Annotated in this window: 22 protein-coding genes; 5 read left to right on the forward strand and 17 right to left on the reverse strand. The window is 65.7% G+C overall.

What is annotated here, in order from left to right:
* Positions 1-18 precede the first annotated feature (18 nt).
* From APS40_RS03085 to APS40_RS03120, 8 genes are all read right to left on the reverse strand, one after another.
* Positions 19-1,482: a chlorohydrolase family protein gene (locus APS40_RS03085; RefSeq protein ID WP_055045663.1), complete on the reverse strand. Its 1,464-nt coding sequence runs from the start codon at positions 1,480-1,482 to the stop codon at positions 19-21.
* Positions 1,479-2,954, reverse strand: coding sequence for an amidohydrolase family protein (locus APS40_RS03090; RefSeq protein ID WP_055045664.1), 1,476 nt, complete (start codon positions 2,952-2,954; stop codon positions 1,479-1,481). The genes APS40_RS03085 and APS40_RS03090 overlap by 4 nt, the downstream gene beginning before the upstream one ends.
* A 13-nt stretch (positions 2,955-2,967) precedes the next feature.
* Positions 2,968-4,044 (reverse strand): sugar phosphate isomerase/epimerase family protein, encoded by a 1,077-nt coding sequence (locus APS40_RS03095; protein ID WP_055045665.1) that lies wholly within the window; start codon positions 4,042-4,044, stop codon positions 2,968-2,970.
* Positions 4,045-4,053: 9 nt separating this feature from the next.
* Positions 4,054-5,250, reverse strand: coding sequence for a M24 family metallopeptidase (locus APS40_RS03100; protein WP_055045666.1), 1,197 nt, complete (start codon positions 5,248-5,250; stop codon positions 4,054-4,056).
* Positions 5,250-6,146: a carbohydrate ABC transporter permease gene (locus tag APS40_RS03105; protein WP_055045667.1), complete on the reverse strand. Its 897-nt coding sequence runs from the start codon at positions 6,144-6,146 to the stop codon at positions 5,250-5,252. Before APS40_RS03105 ends, APS40_RS03100 begins: the two co-directional genes overlap by 1 nt.
* Positions 6,146-7,051, reverse strand: coding sequence for a carbohydrate ABC transporter permease (locus APS40_RS03110; protein WP_197279420.1), 906 nt, complete (start codon positions 7,049-7,051; stop codon positions 6,146-6,148). Before APS40_RS03110 ends, APS40_RS03105 begins: the two co-directional genes overlap by 1 nt.
* Before the next feature lie 83 nt (positions 7,052-7,134).
* Positions 7,135-8,562: an extracellular solute-binding protein gene (locus tag APS40_RS03115; RefSeq protein WP_197279421.1), complete on the reverse strand. Its 1,428-nt coding sequence runs from the start codon at positions 8,560-8,562 to the stop codon at positions 7,135-7,137.
* 101 nt (positions 8,563-8,663) lie between these two features.
* A complete protein-coding gene (locus APS40_RS03120; RefSeq protein WP_055045670.1) occupies positions 8,664-9,734 on the reverse strand; it encodes an ABC transporter ATP-binding protein in 1,071 nt (356 codons plus the stop codon).
* A 360-nt stretch (positions 9,735-10,094) separates the two neighbouring features.
* Between APS40_RS03120 and APS40_RS03125 the strand changes: the two genes are divergently transcribed.
* On the forward strand, positions 10,095-11,036 hold the full coding sequence (locus APS40_RS03125; RefSeq protein WP_055045671.1) for a sugar phosphate isomerase/epimerase family protein: 942 nt from the start codon (positions 10,095-10,097) through the stop codon (positions 11,034-11,036).
* Between the two features lie 4 nt (positions 11,037-11,040).
* On the opposite strand, the gene APS40_RS03130 is transcribed toward APS40_RS03125, so the two are convergent.
* From APS40_RS03130 to APS40_RS03155, 6 genes are read right to left on the reverse strand one after another with little or no spacing between them, the layout of a single operon-like run.
* Entirely contained in the window at positions 11,041-11,745 is a 705-nt protein-coding gene (locus APS40_RS03130; protein ID WP_055045672.1) for a maleate cis-trans isomerase family protein, read from the reverse strand.
* On the reverse strand, positions 11,742-12,551 hold the full coding sequence (locus APS40_RS03135; RefSeq protein ID WP_055045673.1) for an ATP-binding cassette domain-containing protein: 810 nt from the start codon (positions 12,549-12,551) through the stop codon (positions 11,742-11,744). Before APS40_RS03135 ends, APS40_RS03130 begins: the two co-directional genes overlap by 4 nt.
* Positions 12,551-13,561: an ABC transporter ATP-binding protein gene (locus APS40_RS03140; RefSeq protein WP_236884187.1), complete on the reverse strand. Its 1,011-nt coding sequence runs from the start codon at positions 13,559-13,561 to the stop codon at positions 12,551-12,553. The genes APS40_RS03135 and APS40_RS03140 overlap by 1 nt, the downstream gene beginning before the upstream one ends.
* 9 nt (positions 13,562-13,570) lie before the next feature.
* Positions 13,571-14,407 carry an ABC transporter permease gene (locus APS40_RS03145; protein WP_236884188.1) on the reverse strand — a complete coding sequence of 279 codons (837 nt, stop codon included), beginning with the start codon at positions 14,405-14,407 and terminating at the stop codon, positions 13,571-13,573.
* 8 nt (positions 14,408-14,415) lie between these two features.
* Positions 14,416-15,447: an ABC transporter permease gene (locus APS40_RS03150; protein WP_055045675.1), complete on the reverse strand. Its 1,032-nt coding sequence runs from the start codon at positions 15,445-15,447 to the stop codon at positions 14,416-14,418.
* A gap of 5 nt (positions 15,448-15,452) precedes the next feature.
* Positions 15,453-17,033, reverse strand: coding sequence for an ABC transporter substrate-binding protein (locus APS40_RS03155; RefSeq protein ID WP_197279423.1), 1,581 nt, complete (start codon positions 17,031-17,033; stop codon positions 15,453-15,455).
* Between the two features lie 378 nt (positions 17,034-17,411).
* Here APS40_RS03155 and APS40_RS03160 point away from each other — a divergent pair, with 378 nt between their 5' ends.
* From APS40_RS03160 to APS40_RS03170, 3 genes are read left to right on the forward strand one after another with little or no spacing between them, the layout of a single operon-like run.
* Positions 17,412-18,146 (forward strand): aspartate/glutamate racemase family protein, encoded by a 735-nt coding sequence (locus tag APS40_RS03160; RefSeq protein WP_055045677.1) that lies wholly within the window; start codon positions 17,412-17,414, stop codon positions 18,144-18,146.
* Between the two features lie 17 nt (positions 18,147-18,163).
* Complete coding sequence (locus tag APS40_RS03165) at positions 18,164-19,441, forward strand: hypothetical protein (RefSeq protein WP_055045678.1); 1,278 nt, start codon at positions 18,164-18,166, stop codon at positions 19,439-19,441.
* Between the two features lie 6 nt (positions 19,442-19,447).
* Positions 19,448-20,860 carry an MFS transporter gene (locus APS40_RS03170; protein WP_055045679.1) on the forward strand — a complete coding sequence of 471 codons (1,413 nt, stop codon included), beginning with the start codon at positions 19,448-19,450 and terminating at the stop codon, positions 20,858-20,860.
* 190 nt (positions 20,861-21,050) lie between these two features.
* On the opposite strand, the gene APS40_RS03175 is transcribed toward APS40_RS03170, so the two are convergent.
* From APS40_RS03175 to APS40_RS03185, 3 genes are all read right to left on the reverse strand, one after another.
* Entirely contained in the window at positions 21,051-21,524 is a 474-nt protein-coding gene (locus APS40_RS03175) for an SH3 domain-containing protein (RefSeq protein WP_197279424.1), read from the reverse strand.
* A gap of 98 nt (positions 21,525-21,622) precedes the next feature.
* A complete protein-coding gene (locus APS40_RS03180; RefSeq protein WP_055045681.1) occupies positions 21,623-21,886 on the reverse strand; it encodes a GlsB/YeaQ/YmgE family stress response membrane protein in 264 nt (87 codons plus the stop codon).
* A 9-nt stretch (positions 21,887-21,895) separates the two neighbouring features.
* The gene (locus APS40_RS03185) at positions 21,896-22,081 is read right to left on the reverse strand and encodes a hypothetical protein (protein ID WP_055045682.1); all 186 of its coding nucleotides are present in this window, start codon (positions 22,079-22,081) and stop codon (positions 21,896-21,898) included.
* Between the two features lie 966 nt (positions 22,082-23,047).
* Here APS40_RS03185 and APS40_RS03190 point away from each other — a divergent pair.
* The gene (locus tag APS40_RS03190; protein WP_055045683.1) at positions 23,048-24,334 is read left to right on the forward strand and encodes a sensor histidine kinase; all 1,287 of its coding nucleotides are present in this window, start codon (positions 23,048-23,050) and stop codon (positions 24,332-24,334) included.
* The last annotated feature ends 178 nt before the right edge of the window (positions 24,335-24,512 follow it).

The following is a 24,512-nucleotide window of genomic DNA, read 5'->3' on the forward strand; positions in this document are numbered from 1 at the left end:
GCTAGCCTTCCGCACACATTAATCGTGCACCGGGAAGGTTGGCGGAAAAATCTCGGTGGTTGGGCGGCGCAGGTAGTCGCGCTCGGAATAGCCGGCCTGCATGGCAGCGTAGTAGCTCGCGAGCCGCTCACGCATGCCTCGCGCGTCGACCCCCGGCAGCACGCGATCCTCCATCACGGTGCGGCCGTTGACGATCACCGTGGTGATGTCGGCCCCGGTGCAGTTCATGTGCAGCGTGCGGATCGGATCCTCGACCATGCCGACGCGAGGGTCGGTGAGGTCGACGATGATCAGGTCGGCCCTGGCGCCCACCGCGATGCGGCCGAGATCGTCGCGGCCGAGGGCTTGGGCGCCTCCCAGCGTCGCGGCACGGTAGATGTCGGCGGCGCTGCCGGCATCGGTGCGCCCTTCGATGACCTTGGGCATGTGCACGCCGATGTCGATGTTGCGGATCATGTCGGGTGGGAAGGAGTCGGTGCCAAGCGCGAACTTCACTCCGGCGGCGCGGTATTTGGGGAAGCTCTCGAGCGCCGTGCCATAGCGGAACGAGGTCATCGGGCAATGGATGACGGTAGCGCCGCTCCTGGCCAGCAGTTCCAGCTCGCCGTTGCCGGGGTTGGGGTTGCGGCTATGGAGGTCGAGATAGACGGCGTGCGGGATAAGGAGATCGGGGCCGAGCAGACCAGTTTCGTCGAGCAGCTGCAGCGGCGTCTTGCCGTACCACTCGCGCAAGAGGCGCAGTTCCCTGAGGCCTTGCAGGCAGTGGAGGCGGACTTTTACGCCGAGGCGCCTTGCCGCCTCGCCGGTGCGGCGCATCAGTTCGGGCCGCATGGTTTCGATGCGGGCGGGGAGGAGGACGCCGCGGATCAGGCCGTCATGGGCACCGTCAAAGTCTTGGATGAAGCGGATGGCGTCGTCGAGGCCGGCTTCGCCCAGCGCTTCGTTCCAGAGTACGTCGCGGCTGCCGTCGGCACGGACGACGTTGACCCCGGCACGATAGCTGGGACCGGCGTAGAGGCGGAGGCCGAGGCGAGCGGCGATACCGGCCGCGCCGGCCCACTCGTCGTAGGTTTCGCACCACTCGTTGTGCATCTCGCCGCCGATGGGCATGGCAGTGGTGACGCCGTTGCGTATCAGCTGGGTAAAGGCGAACTCGTGCCGGAAATCGCGATCCTCGGGCGCAAAGAAATCGCGCCGGCGGTTGCGGAAGTAATCCTCCGACCAGTCGAGGCCGGTCGCGGTGTCGGAGCCGTGCCAGCTGTCGATCAGGGCATGGTCGATATCGGCCAGTGCATCGAGATCGATGAAGCCCGGGCTGAGGATGGCTTCGCCCGCATCGATCACCCGGTCGGGCGTGCCGGAAAACGCCTTGCCAACGAAGACGATGCGATCGCCCTCGTAGGCGACTTCGCCGTTGCGGATGATGGCGTGGTCGCCGTGCTCGTAGGCGACGACGAAGCGGGCGCGGACCAGGGTAATCATTCGGCGGTCGCCGGCGGCAACGGCAGGTCGATGGGGGCGTCGAAAGTGCGCTGGATCATCCCCCAACCGGGGCCGGTGAGGTGTTTTTCGAGCCCGCCACGCTTCACGACCGCCCAGGATTGCGCCTCGGCTTCGGCGAGAACGGCGTCAACGTCGACGGTGAGGACGCGCTTGTCTTCCATCAGCAGCTTGCCGTCGACGATCACCGTGTCGACATCCTGCCCAACCGCCTGCAGGATCAACCGGTGGATGACCATCCAGTTGGGGACGAGGTGGGCCTTGCGGAGGTTGACGATAGTGACATCGGCCTTCTTGCCCGCTTCGAGCGAGCCGACTTCGTCCTGCATGCCGAGCGCCCTGGCGGCATCGACGGTGATCATCTCGAACAGTTTGCCGGGCGGCAGGAGATAGGCGTCCTGGTTGCGCCAGCGGTGGGCGAGTTGGGCGAGCTTGGCGGCCTGCAGCAGGTCGAAGGTGGCCCACGGGGCCGCGCCGTCGGTGGTGATGGCAACGTTGACGCCACGCTGCATCATCTCGATCACCGGGGCACGACCGCCAGGCGAATGGGTCATGCTGGTGCCGGTCTCGGCGAGGATGTCGACCTCGTCGAGGCTCAGACCGATGCAGTGCTGCAGGTGGACGTTGGGCCCGAGGATGGCGGTCTCGGGGTCCTGCCAGGCCATGCGGACATGGCCGGCGAAGGCATCGGAATGGATGCGGGTGTTGTACTTTGCCGCCAGTTCCTTGACGCGACGGCCCTGCATGCGGTCCTCGGCGGTCGAACGGGTGGCGCGATCGGGCGTCGTCGGGTTCGATGGATCGATCGAGGGCATGATGGTGAAGGGCGTTACGAAGGCCTTGATACGCCCGTCATGCGTGTCGTTGACGGTCTGGATCACGGCCTCGACCCCGGCCATCAGTTCATCGAAGCTCACCGCGTGGCGGGTCGGCTTGCCGTCGACCCAGCGCGTGGTCGGGTGTGGCCAGGGGAGGCCCGCAGGGCCCGCGCAGACGATGTCGCGGAGGCCTACATCGGCGTACCCCTTGGTCTGGTTGATGGCGAAGGTGGGGTCGTCGCTGCGCGGGGCGGAGCCGACGACGCTCACCGACGTGGTGACGCCCATCTGTAGCCGGTTGACGGCAGAGATATAGCCGTCGGCGAGCCAGAACTCGGGCGTCGTGTAGTGGAAGTACATCGGCGTGACGATGCGCATCCAGACCGATGGCGTATCGGCGCCCAGCGTCTTGACGATCGAATGGCCGGCGTGGCCGTGCGCATCGACCAGGCCGGGGATCACCGCCTTGCCGGCGCAGTCGATCTGCTTGTGGTTGGGGTGTTTCGGCAGCAGGTCGGCAGTTGTGCCGACGGCTGCGATGCGGTCGCCGGTGATCGCCACCGCGCCATCCTCGATGATGGCGCGCTCGGCGTTCATGGTCACCACGGTGCCGTGGACGAGCAGCAGGTCAGTCATTTCGTGCTCCGGATCAGGCGGCGAGCTTGCGCAGCGGCAGGTTGAGATCTTCGCAGATGCCGCGCAGGTGGTCGCGACTATGGAGGATGTCGGCGACGGCATCGTCGAAGGTGAAGTCGCGCACACCTTCGGTCATGGGCGGCACTTCGCCCGAGGCGACGCGCTTTTCGTAGTCGTGGATCATGGCGACGAAGTCGGCATATTCCTCGACGCTGACGTCCGGGTGCGCGGCGAGGAAGGCGGGCTCAGCCAGTTCGAGCGTGTTGAACCGCACGAGTCTCGGACCGTTTTCGAACGGCTCGGAGTTCTCGATGGTAATGTTGAGTTCGGGCTGCACGCCGGCCAGGATTTTCAGAATCGCGGCGAAATCGACGATGCCCTTGCCGCACGGCCGCCAGGCCATACCAACATTGCGGCCCACGAAGATGGCGCCTGAGTCCTTGAAGTGGGTCTGACGGGTGTAGGGGGCGACGCGCCTCGCCACCCAGACCGGATGCTCGAGCCGCTGCAGGCCGTTACTGGTGTCGTAGACGATCCCGAAGGCGTCCGGGCCACAGACTTCGACGAGGCGCACCACTTCAAAGCTGGTGATCTCTTCATGCGTCTCGATATTGATGTGGATGCCCAGATCGAGCGCGATCGGCTTGAGCTTTTTCAGCAGCTTCGCGATGGCATCGAGCTGGTCGGCCCAGTCCACGTCGGTACGGAACCGGTCGGTGCCGAAGCGCCCCGGATAGTCCTTGTGATTGGCGGTGCCGACCCAGAGCTCGCGGCAGTCGATCGCGGCGCAGGCCTCCATCATGCGGCGGAAGCCGAGCAGCGTGTCGCCGTCGCCGATCGCCCGCATCTCGGGCGTCTCCGGCAAGGCGTAGGGGTTCACCTTGCCCAGGCCCATCTCGATGTACATGCCGAGCTCGTCGGCGCGCTGGCGGATGGCGCGCAGCACGCCGGGGTCGAGCGTCGGTGCGACGTCGAGCACGGTGCGGTAGAACAGACCGTCCATGCCCAGTTGCCTGCCATGATCGAGGCTCGCGACACCGCCACGCTTCTTCGCTTCGGGAATTTTGCGCCCGTCTATGCCTAGCCGCATGGTTAGCCCTCAGTCGAGCCGCACGATTTCGCGCGGGGTGTTGGTGATCCACTTCGCGCCGGTCGCGGTGACCAGCGCCATGTCGCCGACGCAGATGTGGCCGAGGCCGGGGATGGTGAAGTTGGGGTGGATTTCGAAGATCTGGTTCTCGGCGATGAGCGGTAGCGAGCCATCCTTGCTGCGGTCGCGCTCCGGATTCACCGCCTGCACGTAGCTGGGGTCCGAGTAGTTGATGCCGAGCGAGTGGCAGGACTGGAAGCGGAACGGGTCGGTGGCGCGGGTGAAAGGGCAGAAGGCGTCGATATCGGCTTCGAGCCTATCGACGAGGTTCTGCATCGGGGCGCCGGGGACGAGGGTGGCGAGTGCGCGATCCTGCATCTCGATCATGCGATCCCAGGCGCTCTGCATTGCGGGCGAGATGCCGCCGCGCACGCCGGTGCGCAGACACTGGCCGAAATGGCCCTCATAGGTGACGGTGGCGCCAAGCTGCACGCGGTCCTTCGGACCGATCGCCGGGTTGAGCTCGAAGAGCTCGAAATAGGTGGTGGGCGGCTCCTCGCCGGTGGCGAGCCAGATGCTGGCGGAGTCCGCGCCGAGTTTGCGCCCGGCGAGTTCGGCTTCGATCATCAGGTCGGACGGGGTGGTGCTGGGAAGGCGCGCCAGTTCCATGACCCGCTCGACCATGGCAACGGAGATGTCGGCGGCGTGCTGGTGCATTCGCACTTCGTCGTCGAAGCGCACGAGGCGCAGCGCATCGAGCGCATCGCCGAGGAACACCTGCTCCTTGACGTACCCATCGAGGGCGGCGCGCAGCGGAGCCGGCATGTAGGGGGTACCGGAAACGCCAATCTTGCCGCCGGCGACGCCGAATTCGCCGAGGGCCACACCGAGCAGCTTTTCGAGCGAAGCGTTGGGACCGTAGGCGCGGGCATCGGCGAAGAAGCCGCAGCGCTGGTTGAAGACACGGGTGTTGTTCGGCCCTGCCGAGAGGATGATCCCCCTGCCCTGCCTGGGCAACAGCAGGATGGTGCCGGCGCGCGCGGCCCAGCCCGCGAGGTACTGCAGCACGCCGCCACCCGGCTTGGGGTGCGAGTAGACCATCAGCACCTCGACCCCGGCATCGGCCATGATGGCGCGAGCCTTGCCGATGCGTTCGGTAAGGCGATCGTCGGAGATGCGATCGAGGGTGGCAAGCAGAGTGGTCATCAGCGAATTCCAGAACTCATGAGGCCGCGCACATAGTAGCGCTGCAGGATGATCGCGAGGGCGACCAGCGGAATGGTAACGACGGTGACGCCGGCGAACAGCGGCCCGTCGAGCGGGAAGTTGGGGACGCTCTTGAACCCCGAGATGGCCACTTGGGCGATCTGCATGTTGGGATCCTGGATGATGACGAGCGGCCAGAGATAGGCGTTCCAGCTCCAGATGAACTGGATGAGAACGAGCGTTGCCAGCGCCGGCTTCACGTTGGGAAGCGCGATGCGCCAGAAGATCCTGAGCGTCGAGGCACCGTCGACGCGGGCAGCATCGTCGAGCTCGACCGGGATCGACTGGAAGGCCTGCCGCATTAGGAAGATGCCGAACGGGCTGCAGGCGAAGGGCAGGAACAGCGCCGGATAGGTCGAGACCAGCCCCATGCCGCGCACCACCTCGTAGAGCGGCACCAGGATCACCTCCAGCGGCACGAACGACGTCAGCAGCAGGATGACGAAGATGGTGTTGCGCAGTGGGAAGCGCAGGCGGGCGAAGGCGTAGCCGGCCAGCGTTGAGGTCAGCACCGCGATGATCACCTGCCCGCCGCTCGCGACAATGGTGTTGAACAGCGTGCGGCCAAAATTCAGCTGCGTGAACAGCGCCGTGTAGTTCTCGAGCGTCGGGAATGGCGGCAGGAAGGTCCAGATGGTCAGCGGGTAGCGAAACTTCACCACATCGTCGGTGGATTTGAGCGACGAGAGCGCCGACCAGACGATGGGGAACGCGAAGATCACCGTGATGATGAGGAGCGTGATCGCCCCGAACACCATGCGCGAGTTCCACACCGTCTTCGATTTGGCGGCGGCCGTAGTGGCAGCGGCGGGGGCGGAAATTGCCTGGTCGGTCATCAGGATGCTCCACGCTTGCCGCGCAGGGCGAGGCCTTGGATGACGGTGATCACGACCAGCATCAGCAGCATGACGACAACGCTGGCTGCCGCCTGGCCGGGCGAATTGAAGAGGAAGGCCTGGGCGTAGGAGAAGTACGCGAGGTTGGAGGTCTGCCCGTTCGGCCCGCCGGAGGTGAGGATCTGGATCGGGGTGAAGAGGCGCGCCGCCGCGATGGTGGTCATGAACAGCGAGAGCACGATGCTCGGCCGCATCAGCGGCAGGGTGATGCGCCAGAACTTGCGCCAGCGGTTGGCGCCATCCATCGAGGCCGCCTCGAACAGGTGCGGCGGAATGGCCTGAAGGCCGCCGAGGAAGATGAGCATGGGCAGGCCGACATCTTTCCATGCCGTCATGATGACGATCGCCACGATGGCGAGGTTGCCGTCGGTGAGGAAGGGCTGGGTGGGCATGCCGAGCGCCCGGAAGATGGCGTCGAACAAACCGCTCGAGGGCTGGTAGAGCTGGTTCCACATCAGCGCCGCCACGGCCTCGGACGAAGCCAGCGCAGCAAGGATGGCGGCCCGGGCCAGCACGGTCCCGGGCATGCGCTTGTCGAGCAGGATCGCGAGAACCAGTGCCAACGGTACGATCACCACGATCATCAGCACCATGTAGACCAACGAGATCCAGAAGGCTGACTGGAAGGCCGGATCGGCCAGAATCTGCTGGTAATTCGCGAATCCGGCCCAGCCGGTGGGCCGATGGGTGAACGGATTGAAGCCGCGAAAGCTGTTCATGATCGCGACGATGAGCGGCCAGATCCAGAAGACGCCGAGCCCGGCTGCGGCCGGGATCACCATCAGCGGACCGATGGCGAGTTCGCCTCGTCGGGTGGGGTTTACGGAAAAGCCCGGAATTCTCATCGTCGCATGCATCCTCTTGGGAGGCGGGCCGCCCCGCCAGGGACGGAGCGGCCCAGGGCCGGGGAGGCCGTATTTGGCGGTGCTTACTTGTACTTGGCGAGGAGACCGTCGATCTGGGTCGCCACCTGGTCGAGGCGGCCCTGCGGATCGGCGCCGAGCGCGATGTCCTTGACGGCCGGGTTGATGGCCGAGAAGTAGTCGAACCAGCCAACCGACTTCGGCGGGCCGAAAGCGTGGTCGGCCACATTGGTGCCGAGCGTCAGGCGCTGGTCGGTGGCGTATTCGGGCAGCGCGTCGACCAGGGTCTTGCGCACCGGCATCGAGCCCCACGCGTCATGGAAGGCGAAGCGGTTCTCATCGTTGCAGATGAAGGCGAGGAGCGCCGCGGTTTCCGCCGGGTACGGGGTGCCCGACCAGATGATCGGCGAGTCGGCGACCGTGGTGGTGTAGGCGATGGTGCCCTTGGGGGCGGGCGACATGCCGAAGTTGAACGGCTGGCCGGTCTTCAGGAACCGCTTCACGGTGCCGGTACCGGAGAAGGTGATGGCCGCAGCCCCGCCGCGGAACTGGTCGGGCACGACGCCGGTCGGAGTATAGCCGTTGGTGAACACGGCCTTGTAGTTGGCCATGCCCTTGGCGGCTTCCGGGGTGTTGACGTAGCCGGTGGCGGTGAAGCCGTCCTCGGAGACGCCCATGAAGGTGTTGTAAGCCGACGAGCCCTTCTCGGCGTTCGGGTCGCCCATCATGCGCACCCAGATGCTTTCGAGCTGGGTGTAGTTGGAGCCCGGCCCACCATTGCCGTACCCGGAGGCGGCGAGGGCGAAGGTCTGCTGGTCGCCCGAAGCGCGCAGCGCCTTGGTGACGTCGTCGAAGCACTGCATGTACTCCTCGACCGTCCAGCCGCCATCGTATTCTGCCACTTCCGGCGGCGGCTTGATGCCGAGCTTGTCGAAGATGTCGCGATTGAACGCCATGTAGACCGGGTTGGTCTCCCACGGCAGGCAGACGAGGTTGCCGTCGATGGTCGCGGATTCGCGCAGCGGCGCGTAGACGTCGGCGATGAAGTCGGCCGACAGGAACTGCTGCAGCGGCAGGGTCAACTGGCCGGCGGCATAGGCCGAGGCGAAATCGTTGCGGCCCATCATGATGTCGGGCGCCTGGCCCGAGGCGACATAGACCTGCACCTTGGTCGGCAGGTCGCCGTAGGGGACGCGCTCTTCCTGGATGGTGATGTTCGGGTAGGCCGCCGAGAACTTGGCATAGATGGCGTTCATCACCTCGTTGGTCTCGGGCGGATATTCCTGCCGCATGATCTTGAGGGTGATCGGCGCACTCGACAGCTCGGGGCCGGTATAACCGCCGAGGTCCAGCTTGTACTTGCCGGGGTTTGAGCCGGGAGTGGCGGCGAAGGCGCGCGACGGCAGGATGGCCGGCATCGCGAGCGCCGACACGCCGGCAGCCATGCCGGCGAGTACGGAGCGTCGCGACAGCGTCGATTTGAACTTGGTCATGATGTCCTCGGAATTCGGGTTGCAGTCGATCATTCGGGCGCGAACGATCGCGACCGGCGAAGCGGTGATAGAGTCGGATAGATCAGCGATACCGGGACGGCTCAGGAGAGACGCTTGCCCGTCCCGGCATCGAAGCAGTGAATTCGCGCCCGCTCGGGCGCGAGATGAATGGTGTCGCCGCGCACGATCGACACGCGGTCCTTGGCGATGGCGGTGACGCGCTGCGTGCCGATATCGGCGACGATCTGCGTTTCGGCCCCGGTTGGCTCGACGACGACGACCCTGGCCGCAAAGCCGGTGTCGCCGATGCTGAAGTGCTCGGGACGGATGCCCAGGTCGACGGCAGTGCCGGGCGCGACGCCCGTCAGCGTGCCGCCCAGCGGCATGGCCTGGCCGGACTGGTGCTCGAAGGTGAGGCCGGTATCCCCGCCCACCAGCGTGCCGCGCAGCAGGTTCATTGACGGCGAGCCGATGAAGGTGCCGACGAAGGCATTGGCCGGGTTGTCGTAGAGTTCGAGCGGCGTGCCGATCTGCTCGACGATGCCGGCCCGCATCACCACGATGCGGTCGGCCATGGTCATGGCTTCGATCTGGTCGTGCGTGACGTAGATGGTGGTGACCTTGAGCCGCTCGTGCAGGTCCTTGATTTCCGTGCGCATCTGGACGCGCAGCTTGGCATCCAGGTTGGAGAGCGGCTCATCGAACAGGAAGACGCGCGGGTTGCGGACGATGGCGCGGCCCATGGCGACGCGCTGCTGCTGGCCACCCGAGAGCTGGCGCGGGTAGCGATCGAGCAACGCTTCGAGGCCGAGGATTGCCGCGGCGCGCTTTACCTGCTCTTCGATCGCGAGCTTCAGGACGCCGCGCATCTCGAGCGAGAAGCTCAGGTTCTCGCGCACCGTCATGTGCGGGTAGAGGGCGTAGTTCTGGAACACCATGGCGATATCCCGGTCCTTGGCCGCCTTGTCGTTGACCACCTCGCCGGCGATCTCGATCTGGCCGCCGGTGATATCTTCGAGGCCGGCGATCATGCGCAGCAGGGTGGACTTGCCACAGCCCGATGGCCCGACGAGGCTCAGGAACTCACCGTCGACGATGCCGAAATCGACGCCTTTGAGAACCTCCGCGCCGGCGAAGCTCTTGATCACTTTGCGCATCTGCACGCTGGCCATACGATCCCCCCAGGGCGTGGTTCGATGAGCTGAGCGTGGCGTCTTGTATTCTTCATGTCAACAAATCCGATACAAACTATCAGACGATTGTGTTGCCATCATCCCGCCAGGCGGACAGCGCAGAGACCGGTTTCATAGCGAGCCGCAAAACGCGCCCTGCCCCGCCCGAACATGTTGGAATCTCAGGTGTTCTCGCGGCATTTGACACTTGATAGTGCGATCGTTGCGCCCCGGCGCCAATGACCCTGCTCCGCAAATTGCATAGCAGCTATACATTTTTTGCACGCCGCGCCCTGAAGTTTTGTATACAAAAATGATGAGCTCCGCATTCACTCGGGGCTGTCAACGACGGAGAGCAGCTTGATCGGCGTATTCAACAACAGCCTGCCCGGGTACGAGGGGCTGACCCCCATCCAGATTCTCGACAAGGCCGCGGAACTGGGGCTCGGTGCCGTGCTGTTCGGCAACATCCTCGCGGTGGTGCCGGACCTCGATCACGGGAAACTCGCCGAGATCGGAGCGGCCGCCAAAGCGCGGGGCCTGAAGCTCAATGCCGGTGTCGGCACCTTCAACCCGGCCCGGCCCGAGCGCTGCAAGTCGCTGATCGAGGCAGGCGGCGGCGATATGGTGAAGGGGCTCGAGCGCGTGTTGCGCGCCATGCCGGCGCTGGGCGCCGAGACGGCGTTCTTCGTCGTGGGGATGATCGAGGACCGCGATGATCCGAACGTGCCGTGGGCGGCGCAACTGCGGGGCGTGATCGACGGGGTGAAAGCCCTGGCCCCCGCCATTCGCGAGTCGGGTACGCGGCTTCTGATCAAGACGCACGAGGAGATCTCGAGCTTCGAGATCCTGCGCATTATCGAGGCGGTCGGCGAGGACCTGCTCGCCATTGCGCACGACCCGGTGAACGTGCCCTGCCGCGTCGAAGATCCGGTGGAATGTACGCGCCGCATCGCCAAGCACGTGGTGCAGGTACATATCGATGATTGCTACACCACCTTCGACGGCGACGACATGCGCCGCTACCTCACGGCGCTAGGCACCGGCGACATCGACTGGCCCGCCCTGCTCGCGCTCGTGCCGCACGCGACGCGCTGGATCGAGTTCCACCGCGGCCAGTTCGCGATGCCGATGTTCGACAAGGCCTGGCTGGCTGCGCAGGCCGACGCCACGCTCGACGAATATCGCTCGCTGATGGCCGCCACGGTGCGCAACGCGCGGGCGGAACGTCCGATTCCGGACCAGAAGGATGTGTTCCTGCGGCTCGCCCCCAGCATCGAATGGCTGAAAGCCCACGCCTGAGGGACTAGCTCAGCAGCCTGCCCCATTTGCCCGGCAGGCTGCTCCCCAGGCCGAGAGCATTGAGCGCTGCCCAGACACCGGCCGAAACGGAATCGAGCACCGGGATGCCCAGTTCGGCCTCCATCTGGGCGCAGAGCCCCGCCCCGGGCAGGTTGGTGCAGTAGTAGAGGATCGCATCGGGTTTGCTCTCGGCCACCTGCCGCGCCATCGCCTTCAACGTTTCCGCTTCCATGGTCGAATAGCTGAAATTGTCGGTGAGGCCGGCGCCGAGATCGGCGACCGAGTTGTAGCCCGCCGCGCTCCAGCCTCGCACGATCTTGTCGTTCACCTGCTGACCGAATGGCGTGACGAAGGCGATGCGCCCGATCCCGGCACCGCGCAGCAGAGCGTCGAGGGCCAGCACCGAGGTCACCGCCGGAACGCCATGCGCCTCGGTGATGCGGCGACAGAGCTCGCGATCACGATCGAAGCCGAGTTCACCGCCCTTGGAACCGTTCCAGCAGATGAGGTCGACATGCGCGTCGGCGAGCAGTTGCGCGGCGCCCAGCATCGACGGCCAGTGATAGTCATCGACCACCGTGTCGCTCGGACCGGCAAAGCCGAAGCGCGCGAAGTGGGGGGAGACCCCCGGGATGTCACGCGTCATCGCCAGCGTCACGCGCTCGACCATGACGTTGGACGAGGGCGTGATGGTGCCGAAGGATTTCATGCCACGGCCTGCCGCTGGGCTCGCCGCGCGCGCCCGACCCCGGGGTCGGGGATCGGCACGGCCTCGAGAAGCGCCTTGGTGTAAGCATGCCGCGGGTTATCGAAGACCTGCTCGCGAGTACCGTGCTCGACGATGCGGCCCTTCTCCAGCACCGCAACGGTGGTGCAGAGGTGGCGGACGACGGCGAGATCGTGAGCAACGAACAGGATGCCGAGGTTGAGCTGCTCCTGCATGTCCTGCAGCAGGTTGATCACCTGCGCCTGCACCGACACGTCCAGCGCCGAAACCGGCTCGTCGCAGATCAGCAGCTTCGGCCGGATCACCAGCGCACGCGCAATGGCGATACGCTGGCGCTGGCCACCGGAGAACGAGCGCGGATAGCGGGCAAGCGCCTCCTCGCCGAGCCCGACCATCTTCAGCATCTCGACGACGCGGTCGCGGCGGCCGGCCGAACTCTTCTCGAGCTTGTGGACGAGCAGCCCTTCTCCCACCAGTTCCTCGACGGTCATGCGCGGGTTGAGGCTGGCATAGGGATCCTGGAACACCAGTTGGACGTCGCGGCGAAAGCGCAAGGCGTCGGCCCGGCCGGGGCGGTGCACATCGATGCCGCTATAGCTGACGCGGCCGCTGTCGGGCCTCGCGAGCCCGAGCGCGCAGCGGATGATTGTCGACTTGCCCGAGCCGCTCTCACCGACGAGTCCGACGGAATCGCCTTCGGCGACATCGAGGACGATGTCGTCGAGCACGGTGACGCGCTGGCCGCGCCCTGCCGGGAAGGATTTGGAGATGTGGTCGATCTGCAGCATCAACCGGCCCCATGGAGATGGCAACGCACCCGCGCGCCGAGTCGCGTCACGATCTCGGCCGGCTCGATCGTCGAGCAGACCGCCATGGCGCGACCGCAGCGGGGGTGGAAGGCGCAGCCGGAAGGCCGCGCCGCCGGCGGTGGAGGAGCGCCGGGGATGGATGGCAGCCGGGCGACCGTGACGTCGGCGCGCGGGACGGCCTCGAGCAGCCCTCGCGAGTAGGGGTGCTGCGGCTCGCCGAACAGCAGCGTGGCCTCGTTCTCCTCGACTATACGACCCGAGTACATGACCATCACCCGGTCCGCGAAACCGGCGACGATGCCCATGTCGTGGGTGATGAGCAATACAGCCAAGCCGCGACTGCGGGAGATTTCGTCGAGCAGGTCGAGGACGCGCTCCTGGACGCGGACGTCGAGCGCAGTGGTGGGCTCGTCGGCGATCAAGAGGTCGGGCTCGCCGACCAGCGCCATGGCGAGCACGACACGCTGCCGCATGCCGCCGGAGAACTCGTGCGGATAGGAGTCGAGACGTTCGGCGGCGCGCTCCACCTTCAGTTCGTCGAGAACATCGAGTGCGCGCTTGCGGGCCTCCTTCCTGCCGATGCCGCGGATGCGCAGCGTCTCGGCCACCTGCTCGCCGATGGTCATCAGCGGGTCGAGTGAGCTCATCGGATCCTGGAAGACCATGCCGATGCGCCTGCCACGGACCTCGGCCATCTGCCTGGGCGAGAGGGTCAGGAGATCGGTGCCATCGAAGCCCACAGAGCCCGACAGCTTCACACGGGAGTTGAGGCGCATGATCGCCTGCGCGGTCACCGACTTGCCCGAGCCGCTCTCGCCAACCAGCGCCACGCGCTCGCCGCGACCGATGCCGAAGCTGACACGGTCGACGAGCCGCGTTGTCGCCTCGCGCGTCGCAATGTCGATCGACAGGTTTTCGACCGACAGCAGCCTGTCGGGTCGCCGCCGCAGATCCGCGGGTACTACGCCATCGGTCAGGATCGTATCCACTCCCATGGTTCAGGCCTGCAGCGAGGGGTCGCGCCGCACCTGCAGGATATCGGCCAGCAGGGCAAAGGCGACAGCATTGATGACGATGGCGGCGCCGGGAGCGGCAACGGCCCACCAGGCGATCGACATATAGGAACGGGCGCCCGAGATCATGGCGCCCCATTCCGGGCTCGGGGGTTGCGCACCGACACCGATGAAGGAGAGGCCGGCAAGGATCAGCATGGTGAAGCTGATGTCGCCCGCCCATTTGACGATCAGCACGTCGATCGAGTTGGGCAGCACGTGTTTCAGCATCAGCCGGAGCGGCGAGACGCCGAGCACGCGCGCGCCCTCGACAAACGGCTGCTCCATGGTCTGCCGCATTGTGGTGCGAAGGATGCGGGCGGTCATCGGCCAGCCGGTGACGGCAAGCGCGATGATGCCGGACTGCAGGCTCGGGCCCAGCACCGTGGCGATGCCCAGCGCGACGACGAGGCCGGGCAGCGACTGCCCGATATCGGTGATGCGCATCAGGAGCTCGTCGATCCAGCGCGGGCCGACCGTCGCCAGCGTCGCGAAGATCATGCCGATGGCCGAATAGAGCGCGACGACGAGGATGGTGGAAAAGAGCGAGAGCTGGGAGCCGGCGATCAGCCGCCAGAAAATGTCGCGGCCCTGGTCGTCGGTGCCGAGCCAGTAGCTGGCGCTGGGCGGCATCAGCGTCATCACCATGTTGGAGGTGTAGATGCTGGCCGGGGCGACGAGGGGGCCGACGAGCGCCAGCAGCAGCAGCGCGGCGACCACAGTGAAGACGGCCAACTCGTACGGCGTGAAGCGGGCCTTGCGCCTGGCGGGGGTGGTGGACATTGAAGCGGTCATCGTGCCCCCGCCCCCATTTGCCGGCCGCGAATGCGCGGGTCGAGCATCAGCGTGATCACGTCAGCCACGAGATTGACGACACAAACGGCGACGCCGACGAACATCACTGCGCCGAGCACGGCGTACGTGTCCTTGAGCGCCACCGAATTGGCGAGGAAGCTGCCGACGCCGCGCCGCGCGAACACCGTCTCGACGAGGATCGCGCCGCCCACCATGCCGCCCACCAGCGTGCCGATGAGACTGACTGTCGGGGGCAGAGAATTGGGCAGCGCGTGGCGCAGCACGATGGTGCGGGTCGAGGCGCCCTTGGCACGCACCGGCAGCACCATGTCGGAGGCGAGCACGCCGATCAGGGTTGCCCGCAGCAGACGGTAGACCTGCGAGGCGAACGGCACGGCAAAGACGAAGGCCGGCAGGATCAGGTAGGCCAGCGCATCGAGAAAGCCCGCGAAGTCGCCCGCGAGCAGCGCATCGATGGTCGGCATGCCGGTGACGGTCGGCGAGGCCACACCGAACGAATGCTGGCCGGAGATCGGGGTGATGCGCCACACGCTCCCGAGGAAATATTGCAGCATCAGGGCCAGCCAGAAGGCCGGCATGGCGCCCCCGACGACGGCGACGAGGCGGCTCGCGCCGTCGAAGGCCTTGCCGCGATAGGTTGCTGCGACGAGCGCAGGCGGAACGGCGAGAATTACACCGAGGATGGAGGCGAAGATCATCAGCTCGATGGTCGAGGGCAGCACGGCGGCAAGTTCGGAGAGCACCGGCTTGGCCGACACCACCGAGGTGCCGAGATCGCCGCGTACGAGGCGACCAAGGAAAGCCAGGTATTGTTCCGGCCAAGGCAGGTCGAGGCCGAGACGTTTGGCCACCGCAGCAACCTGCTCCTGGCTCGCGCCGGGGCCGGCGGCCACCTGCGCCTCGTCGCCGGGGATCAGCTTGATCATGACGAAGACCAGGGTCGCCAGACCCCAGAGGGTCAGCACCATCATCACAAGCCGTTGGCCTACGAGGCGCAGGTAGCTCATCGGCGCTACTTCTTGAGCAGGTTGTAGTCGAGCGGGGCGAAGTTGCCGTTGATGCTGGCGGCGCCTTCAGTCGGGTTGGACAGCCGGTCGGAACGGTAGGCGACGTAGGAGCCCGCCCAGTACATCGGCATGAACACGGAATCCTTCTCGATGATCTGCTGCGCCTCTTTGTAGAGGTCGCACCGCTCGGTGGCGTCGGCGCTGCCGACGGCCTTGTTGAGGATGTCGTCGACTTCCGGGTTCTTGTAGCCGGCGCGGTTGGTGCCGACGGCGGTCGAGATGAAGGTCTTGGTGAGGAACACGCCGGGATCGGGGAACAGCGAGTTCTCCGAAAGCAGCATCAGCTGCGGGATCTGGGCGGGGTCCTGCAGCATCTGCAGGTAGTTCGGGAAGGCGATCGGCTCGAGGTTGAGCGTGACGCCGATATCCTTGAGGTTGGACTGCAGGAGCGTCGCCTCCTGCACCTGGTCCTCGAATGCCGGCTGGAAGCGCAGCGTCAGGGTGAGGTTGGTGGCCCCGGCCTCGGCGAGCAGGGCCTTGGCCTTCTCGATGTCGCGAGCAACGGTCGGGAATTCGGGGCGGCAGGAAAGCGTGTCCGGCAGCGGGCCGGCCGGCAGGCTGCCCTTGCCGCGATGGATGCCGGCGAGGCCGCCCTCGTAGTCATAGGCGAGACGGATCGCTTCACGCACCTTCACATCGGCAGTCGGACCGGTCGAGGTGTTGAAGTAGATGCCGTTGACCTGGGCCGCCGGCCCGTAGGCCACCGCCACGCCGGGCTCGTTGGCGATGACGTCGAGGTCGCGCTGCAGGATGTTGCGGCCGACGTCGATATTGCCGACCTTCAATTCGTCGCGCTTGGGCGCGCTTTCGTCGGAGCGGCGGAAGATCAGCGAGGCCGGGCGATCGCCCTTGTCGCCCCAGTAGGTGTCGGCCCAGTCGATGGTGATATCGTTGCCCTGTACCGAGGTCAGCTTGTAGGGGCCCGAGCCGGCATCGTTGGCGGCGAGCCAGGCCTGCGCGTCGTCGGCGCCGGCATTGGCCGTCGCGAGCGCCGAGTTGATGACGTAGATGCGGCCGAGCGAGCCGAGGAACAGCGCGTTCGGCTTGGTCAGCTTGATGGTGAAGTGGGTGTCGTCGGCGATCTCGGTGCTGTCGTACCTGTCGATGTAGGAGGCAACGCCGGTGGCGAGACGCTTCACGCGGTCGAGCGAGTAGGCCACGTCTTTGGACGTGACCGGCGTACCATCATGGAACTTGGCGCCGTCGCGGATGGTGAAGGCGATCGAGGAGGCGTCGGGCGCGACCGTGAACTCCGAGGCTAGCGCACCGATGACGTTGAGCTCGGCATCGAAGGTGATGAGCGGGCTGTAGATGCGGCTCGTCAGGTCGTTGGTCTGGAAGTAATTCGAGGCGATCGGGTCGAGTGTGTTCACCGATCCGGCGCCCGACACGATAACCGTATTGGCGCGGTCGGCCGCCGAAGCCGCCCCCGCGGCGAACAGCGCGCCCAGCGCTACCGCCCCGAGCATCGCCGTCATTTGCAGCTTGTTGCGCAGTCGCATGGTTGGTCGAAGGGTCGCTTGCATTCCAGTGCTCCGGTGCACAGTGTTTCCTGGGTCCCTGTGACGGCGCTCCCCGGGCTGCCCTGCCCCGCGCCGTCGCTGATTTCGCGGTATCAACGATTTCGTATACATACCATAATCAAAACGAACACATCTTTGGGCCACGGTCAACGGGGTGAATCGCGGAATCTTGAGCCTCAAAAGGCAGCAGATTGCCTATGTTTCAGGCAATTTCTCCCACTGCTTCGGCCAATTTGACGGAATAGCGGCGACCGACAGGCGGCTCGCGTGCCTGTGTCGCCCAACTCAAAATGTACGGGATCAACAAATTTCTTGTATACAATCAATCGGCTGTGCAACATGCAAGGATTGGCCGCACGGGCCCGACTGGATTCACGACGCATGACCAAGCCACACATCCTGCTCATCAATCCGAACACCTCCGCCCCGATCACCGAGACGATCCGGCAGCTGGCGATGGCAGAGATCGGCGGGCAGGCGAACCTCACGGCGGTGACCGCGCCTTTTGGGGCCCGCTACATTTCCTCGCGCATGTCCGTAACGATTGCCGCGCATGCCGTACTCGATGCCTATGCGGCCGCGGTGGCGAATGGCGGGCGGTTCGATGCGGTGATCGTGGCCTGCTTCGGTGATCCCGGCATCGACGCGCTCAAGGAGATCGTCGACATCCCCGTGGTCGGCTTCGCCGATGGGGGATTGATTGCCGCGGCAGCGCTGCCGGGGAAATTCGCGATCGCCACCATAGGCGAGGCGTGGCGCGACATGCTGACCGAACTGGCTCTGCGCCGTGGCTTCGGCGACCGTCTGGCGGGGGTGATCCTTATCGAGGAGAACGGCCGTGCGCCGGAGGTTGCCGGGCCGCGCATCACCGCCAGGGCGAAAGCACTCGGGGTCGAGCGCGTCGTCATCGGCGGCACCGGGTTGATCCCGGTTCTCGATTCAATCGCCGGCAATGTCGGCGTTGATGTGGTCGATCCGCACCGCGTCACCCTGCATGATGTCATCCGCATGATCGGCGATGCGCCCGAGCCCAGGCCGGCCGCAGCGGCGCCATCGCTCTTCACCGGCCTGTCCTCGGCCCTCGAGGGGCTGCTCAACCATCCGTACGCCAGTTGAGGCGGCAAGGAGTTCCCATGACGACCAAACCGCAGCGCGGCACGCACCTCGTAGAGGGCCGCCATTTCGTCAGCCCGTTCAACTTCATGCCCGAAGTGACCACCGGATGGGAGATCCCCACTCCGCTGGGGCTCATCGACAGCACGATCCGCAAGGTCATCTACACTGTCGGCGTGCGCCCGACCGAAGGCGAGCTTGTCGAGATCTGCGGCCTGCTCGAGGAACTGGGGATCGAGGAAGAAAGCCTCAACGTCTGGTGGCGCGGCGGCGACGAAGGCGATCCGCAGGAACTGGCCGCGGTTTTCGCCATCGCCAGGGCCAAGCCGAAGTTCAAGGTCAACGTTTTCACCGACACCCTGCTGGGCAATGGCGATACGCCCATGCCGCTGATGAAGCAGACGGTCGACATGTTCGCCGAGGCCGGCATCAAGCTGCTCAACCCCGGCCTGCTGCAGGCCCCGAGCGAGGATGCCCGCAAGCGCCAGGCCGACGAGATGGCGGCGATGAACGAATACATCAAGGCCGCCGGCATGGAGTGGAACGGCACCGTAGCCCAATGCGCGCGCCGCAACTTCGACGAGTTCATGGCGCTCTGCAACACGGCTATCGACAACGGCATCCGCCGCTTCGACCTGATGGACTCGACCAGCGCGCTGTCGCCCGAAGGCATGAAGCACTATGTGCGCACCTTCCGCAGCCGGCTGAAGTCACCGACGCCGCTCACCATGCATACGCACGACGATTTCGGGATGGATACCGCGGGAACCATCGCCGCCGTGCTGGCCGGCGCCTCGCCCGACGTGGCGCTCAACGGCGTCTCCTACCGTTCAGGCTTTGCCGCCCTCGAGGAGGTCGTCGTGGCACTGGATGTGCTCTATGGCGTCGATACCGGCATCCGGCTCGACAAGCTGCAATGGGCGGCGGACGAACTCGCCCGCATCATGCGCTTCCCCATCCCGCCGCTGAAGCCGGTAGTGGGTCGCCACCAGTTCCTGCGCGAGGGTGCGCACGACATCGAGAAAATGCTGGATGGCCGCGCTCCGGCGGATTTCGCCAACATGGGCAGCAGCTACAGCCCCGAACTGATCGGCGCAAAGTTCGACTGGGTCTACTCGCAGCAGGGCAATGGGCGCATCGTTGCGGCAGCCGCGAAGTCGATCGGCGTGGCGCTCACCGACAAGCAGGTCGACGAGGCCGTAAAGGTGCTGGAGGACAAGCTCGCGGCGCACCCCGCCTATCCGCGCTGGGCCACGCCCGACGAGGTGTTCGCGGTGATACGGCAGGTGGCCGCCTAGTTCGGCATGAAGCCCTGGATCGCGCCCAAGTCGATCGGTGATATCCGCGTCGGATCCGTCGCCCTCATCGTGGCGGCGGCGCTGTTCATGCAGATGCTGGACTCCACCATCATCGTCACGGCCATCCCGGCAATGGCGGGTTCGTTCGGGGTCACGCCGCTATCCATGGGCGCGGGCATCACCACCTACATGCTCACGGTCGCCATTCTCATCCCGGCGGCGGGCTGGCTCGCCGACAGGATCGGGGCACGCAGCGTGTTCCTGGGCGCAATCGTCGTATTCACGCTTGGCTCGCTGCTCTGCGGCCTGTCGCGGGACCTGCCGCAGTTCATCGGCTCGCGCGCGGTGCAGGGCGCCGGTGGCGCCTTCATGGTGCCGGTGGGGCAGATCATCGTGCTGCGCCTCGCCCAGCGCGATCAGCTGGTGAGAACGCTCTCGCTGCTGAGCTGGCCGGCGCTCTTCGCCCCAGTCATCGGCCCGACGATCGGTGGTTTCATCACCACCTACTTCTCCTGGCGCTGGACGTTTCTCATCAACATCCCCCTGGGCGTCATCTGCCTCACCCTTTCGGTCTGGCTGATCCCCGATGACGGGCATCGCAAGAACGTGCCGCTCGACTGGCTGGGCCTGCTGCTGTCCTCGCTCGGCCTGGGCGCCCTTCTCGCCGGGCTGGACGGGCTGGTCCACCACAGCACGAACCTGCCGGTTACGGTTGGCCTGATCGTCGGCGGAGTGGCGTTCTGCGGCCTCGCAACACGCCACATGCTCCACACCACCCACCCCCTGCTCGATTTCTCGATCATGCGGGTGAAGAGTTTCGCGCTCTCGACCCTGTCGTCCGGCAGCTATTATCGCATTGCCCTCAACACCATGCCGTTCCTGCTGCCGCTGCTGTTCCAGCTGGCGTTCGGGATGACGGCCTTCCAGGCCGGCAGCCTGATGGTGGCGTATTTCGGCGGCAACCTCGCGGTTCGCCTGATCACCACGCCGGTGCTCGAACGCTTCGGTACACGCAAGGCGGTGGTCGTCAACGGCATCCTCAGCGCCGTGGCGATTGCGCTTTGCATTCCGCTCGACGCCACGACCCCCCTGCCACTGGTGCTGGCGCTGTTGTTTCTCGGCGGCGCCACTCGCTCGATGCAGTACACCGCGCTGAATGTCCTCACCTTCATCGACATCAGCCCCGAACAGCGCAGCTCCGCCTCGACCCTGGCGACGATGATCATGCAGATCACCATCCTGCTTGGTGTGGTCGTCGGCACCCTGAGCCTCAGCCTGTTTCAGGCCGTTCGTGGTGCAACAGCACTCGGCCTGCCCGATTTTCAGCTGAGCTTCGCCGCCCTCGCCACCCTGACGCTGATATCCGCCCTTCAGATGCGCAGGATTCCCCAGTCAGAGACGGAAGCTCGACGAAAGTAGCCGGCGCTGCAAGACGACTGACTTCGCTCCGCCCACGGGGACCTCGACCTCCGCTCTGGGCCGGCGACGAGCATCGTCGACGCTATGCCTCGAACCACCGGCTGGGTTGCGGCACGGCTCGCCGCTCGACATGGAGAGGGGATGATCGAGACCAGAATCCAGGGAGGGGTGGTCCGGCAAGTCGCACCGCCTATTGCAGTGTCGCCTCGGTCAACGCGATGGGGCGGAGCAGTTTGGAGTAGACCCAGCCCTGCTTGCCGGCGCCGGCATCGATCAGCACCCAACCGCGCTCCTCACGCAGGACATTGACCTTGGTGCCGCCCTTGAGGGCAAAAAGCTGCGGCATGGTCTTGCGGGGCCCGCTCCGCACCCGCAGCGACTCCACGGCAACCGAGTGGGTGAAGACCGGCCGCATGGCCGCTTCGCTCGGCTGCACCGGATCGTGCTTCACCACCACCGGGGTGACGCGGGCGATGTCGAGCGCCTCAGCCTTGGCCGATGGGAGCACGGCGACGTAGCTGGGTTTGAGGTTGGTCTTTACCGGGGTGGCGACAGCAGCCTCGCCGACCTTGCTGAGGGTGAAATTCACCCCGCCCACCGTGACGGCGCCCGAGACGAGGGTGACCGAGGCCAACATGAAGGCGGGCAGAATGAAGTGGGCCAATTTCAGCTCCATTTTGGACGGTGCGCAAAGGGTCGCGCCTTGGGCGCCCCTTGTCCTGGCCATGCGCCGGCGGGGCCGGCGCATGGCCATCGATCGCATCAGACCGTAGTGCGGCGGCCGCGGATGGCGCGCCAGATGGCGATGAGCAGGCAGGCGCCCACGACCGCCACGATCAATTGGCCAACGATGCCGCCCATGGTGGCGCCGAACACGGCCATCAGGATGAAGTTGCCGACAATGGCGCCGACAATGCCCATCACGATATTCATGAGCAGGCCCTGGTTCGAGCCCATCATCTTCTCGGCAATCCAACCGGCCAATGCGCCGATGATGATCGCCAGTACCCAACCGATGCCTTCCATGCTTGCCTCCTATTGTGCGTTCGGGGTGACGTCCACGTTTACAGCCGGCACGTCGACATCGACCGTCCGGGTCACGCCCGTGCCGTTGAAGAACAGGAAGTAGGCGACGACGACCACAAGGGCGACCAGCAGGATGCCGGCAATGACGCCGCCGCTGCCACCACCGCCGGTGACGATTGTTTCGCGATCAGCCATTCTTGCACTCCTCTCAAATGGACTGGCGGCTGAACGCTATCCAACGGCGAGGAGTTCCAAAAAACGCAAGAATTTCAATATACTTACGGGATGCTGACGCGGCATGTCAGCGACATGACAGGAATGGACGAGCATCTGCCTCGTCGGCCGAGACGGGTCCTCCAGAGCGTCGGGCGCCTCGCGAGAGCCACCCCGCCTGTCGCTGAGATTCTCAAGCGCTTGGGGCGGCTGCAGCTGTGCTCGAGGCGGGCCGTTTCACGTTGTCCATAATCGAGGCAGTTGACCAATAACGAAGATGCCAATGGCAATCGCCAGGACGATCGCCAGCCAGGCAATGATCATCCAGCCAATGCCGTAGCGTCCCCTGAGCATGCTTCCCCTCCTGCACGGTCAATTGGTCGCGCAAAAACTCTAGTCGCTGCGCGCCGGCGACGCCAGCGGACCTTTAGGACAATGCCGTGGATCGTCGCGCCTGCGGTGCGACCCGCCGCTCCATTGCACCTCTCCCAGGAAGTCCACCTCGCCGGCTGCTCGCAATCTGCCGGTGGCGAGGATCGAACCCACCAAGACGGCTGCCACGCCGCCATGACCCTCCATGCCTCCCCCAAGCATGCGTCCCCCCGATCGTGAGACGGAGGCCACCTCTCGACCAAGGGTGGCCTCCCGACCGGAGGCGGTGTGGACGCGATCCGATCGACATACGAGATTAAGGGAGCGCACGGCGCCGCCTATAACATTTGATAAGCTCCCCGCCTCTTGGCCGTACGGGGCGGCCGCCGAATCTGCTATGCGCACCGATGCGCGACTGTCCCCATGAATCGCAGTGGGCGCGACCCATGGCCGGCCCTCCGGCCCGTAAGTGCCGCCTGCCGCGCACGACCATGTTCGACTGCAAGTACTTGATGTTCAGCCCATTCTACAGCACCGGACCTCGGCGGAAGCCATACAGGGGCGGGAGTTGAAGGCATGACGCTGGATTTCGACACGCTGCATGTCGTGGCCCTCCTGAACACCACCATCCTGATGATCGTCTTCGCCGGGGTGCTGTGGGCGTACCGGTCCCTTTCGGCGACAAGGTATTGGCTGTTTTCGCTCATCCTGCCGGCGCTAGGGACGGTGTTGCTGGCGATCGGCATGGCGACGGGTTCCGATCCCACGGCATCGTTGGGCAGCTGGGTGTTCGGAACGGCCTATCTGCTGGCGTGGCAGGGCGTTCGCGTCTTCTATGACAAGCCGCCCGCGTGGCGAGGCGCCATCATCATCCTGGCGCTGGGCGCCGCAGTGATGGGTGTCGTACTTGGCCATATGCGCCCTGCGCAGAATATTGCGCTCGCGGCTGTGCAGATCGCGTTCATCGCGCCACTGATGCTGACCATCCTGCGCCATCCGCTGCGCGCCGGCGGCATCGTTGTTCTCGGCGGCGTGGCGCTCGCTGTGGCAGGCAACATCGCGGAGGCGCTCGCCAGCACGAGCAGGCTGGATGCGTCGTGGCCGGCACCCGACGGCGCGCTGGCGGCATGGTTCTACCTTGCCGTCATCGTCGGGGGTGGCGTCTCTTATATCGGCTTCGCGCTCATGGCCTTCGATCGCGTCCGCACCCAGCAGCGGGACTTCGTCGCCATGGTGACGCACGAATTCCGCGCCCCCCTGGGCGTCATCGCCGCCGTCGCCGACAATCTCGCGCTCTCGGCCCCCACCGAAACCGATGACGTCAGGCTGCGCGCCGCTCGGATCCAGCGCACGGTCAGGCGCATGTCCATGCTGATCGACAATATCTTCACCGGCGATCGGCTCGATACCTGGCAGGCGCCGTTCGCCGTCGAGGCGCCCCTCGATCTCAACGACGTGCTCCGTGGCCTTGAAGCGGAAAACGAAGCCGCGGGGACCGTCAGCTTCGTCCATGCCGATGCGGCACCGGTCAAGGGCGACCGGAAGCTGCTGGAGATCGCGCTGCTGAACCTGATCCAGAACGCGCTGAAATACTCTGCGGCGGGCAGTCCGGTGACGGTCCGGCTGTCGACCGACAAAACACATGTCCGGGTCACCGTCACCGATTGCGGACCGGGCATCCCGGCTGAGGATCGCGAGCGGATCTTCCTCAAGTATTACCGGTCGGAAGGTCAGCGGCCGGACGGCTCCGGCCTGGGCCTCTACATTTCTCGCGCCATTGCGCGCCAGCACGGCGGCGATCTGACCCTCGTGGCCAGCGGCCCCGGCGGCTCGACCTTCTGCCTCGCGCTGCCCGTGGCTTAGCCCGCTGAAACTCCGGCGGCAGGTGCAGCGTTGCTGCCCTTGCAACCGGCATCCGGTTGCCGGCGGAGCCGCCACACGCGTCCACACCGCCGTCCCCGGTGGCTCCGCCGTTATTTTGTTGCAAGACCTCGATGCCCGGCAAACGAGTTTGCGGACCGGGTCGCGACGAGCGTCCACC

It is taken from the genome of Devosia sp. A16 (assembly GCF_001402915.1).
In the GTDB taxonomy this organism is placed as follows: domain Bacteria; phylum Pseudomonadota; class Alphaproteobacteria; order Rhizobiales; family Devosiaceae; genus Devosia_A.

Coding starts and splice junctions, on each gene's coding strand:
- APS40_RS03190 (WP_055045683.1), top strand. CDS start 23,048: ATGACGCTGGATTTCGACACGCTGCATGTCGTGGCCCTCCTGAACACC.
- APS40_RS03100 (WP_055045666.1), bottom strand. CDS start 5,250: ATGACCACTCTGCTTGCCACCCTCGATCGCATCTCCGACGATCGCCTT.
- APS40_RS03185 (WP_055045682.1), bottom strand. CDS start 22,081: ATGGCTGATCGCGAAACAATCGTCACCGGCGGTGGTGGCAGCGGCGGC.
- APS40_RS03115 (WP_197279421.1), bottom strand. CDS start 8,562: ATGACCAAGTTCAAATCGACGCTGTCGCGACGCTCCGTACTCGCCGGC.
- APS40_RS03170 (WP_055045679.1), top strand. CDS start 19,448: ATGAAGCCCTGGATCGCGCCCAAGTCGATCGGTGATATCCGCGTCGGA.
- APS40_RS03150 (WP_055045675.1), bottom strand. CDS start 15,447: ATGAGCTACCTGCGCCTCGTAGGCCAACGGCTTGTGATGATGGTGCTG.
- APS40_RS03090 (WP_055045664.1), bottom strand. CDS start 2,954: ATGACTGACCTGCTGCTCGTCCACGGCACCGTGGTGACCATGAACGCC.
- APS40_RS03180 (WP_055045681.1), bottom strand. CDS start 21,886: ATGGAAGGCATCGGTTGGGTACTGGCGATCATCATCGGCGCATTGGCC.
- APS40_RS03105 (WP_055045667.1), bottom strand. CDS start 6,146: ATGACCGACCAGGCAATTTCCGCCCCCGCCGCTGCCACTACGGCCGCC.
- APS40_RS03135 (WP_055045673.1), bottom strand. CDS start 12,551: ATGCTGCAGATCGACCACATCTCCAAATCCTTCCCGGCAGGGCGCGGC.
- APS40_RS03085 (WP_055045663.1), bottom strand. CDS start 1,482: ATGATTACCCTGGTCCGCGCCCGCTTCGTCGTCGCCTACGAGCACGGC.
- APS40_RS03145 (WP_236884188.1), bottom strand. CDS start 14,407: ATGTCCACCACCCCCGCCAGGCGCAAGGCCCGCTTCACGCCGTACGAG.
- APS40_RS03095 (WP_055045665.1), bottom strand. CDS start 4,044: ATGCGGCTAGGCATAGACGGGCGCAAAATTCCCGAAGCGAAGAAGCGT.
- APS40_RS03165 (WP_055045678.1), top strand. CDS start 18,164: ATGACGACCAAACCGCAGCGCGGCACGCACCTCGTAGAGGGCCGCCAT.
- APS40_RS03110 (WP_197279420.1), bottom strand. CDS start 7,051: ATGAGAATTCCGGGCTTTTCCGTAAACCCCACCCGACGAGGCGAACTC.
- APS40_RS03130 (WP_055045672.1), bottom strand. CDS start 11,745: ATGAAATCCTTCGGCACCATCACGCCCTCGTCCAACGTCATGGTCGAG.
- APS40_RS03120 (WP_055045670.1), bottom strand. CDS start 9,734: ATGGCCAGCGTGCAGATGCGCAAAGTGATCAAGAGCTTCGCCGGCGCG.
- APS40_RS03160 (WP_055045677.1), top strand. CDS start 17,412: ATGACCAAGCCACACATCCTGCTCATCAATCCGAACACCTCCGCCCCG.
- APS40_RS03155 (WP_197279423.1), bottom strand. CDS start 17,033: ATGCAAGCGACCCTTCGACCAACCATGCGACTGCGCAACAAGCTGCAA.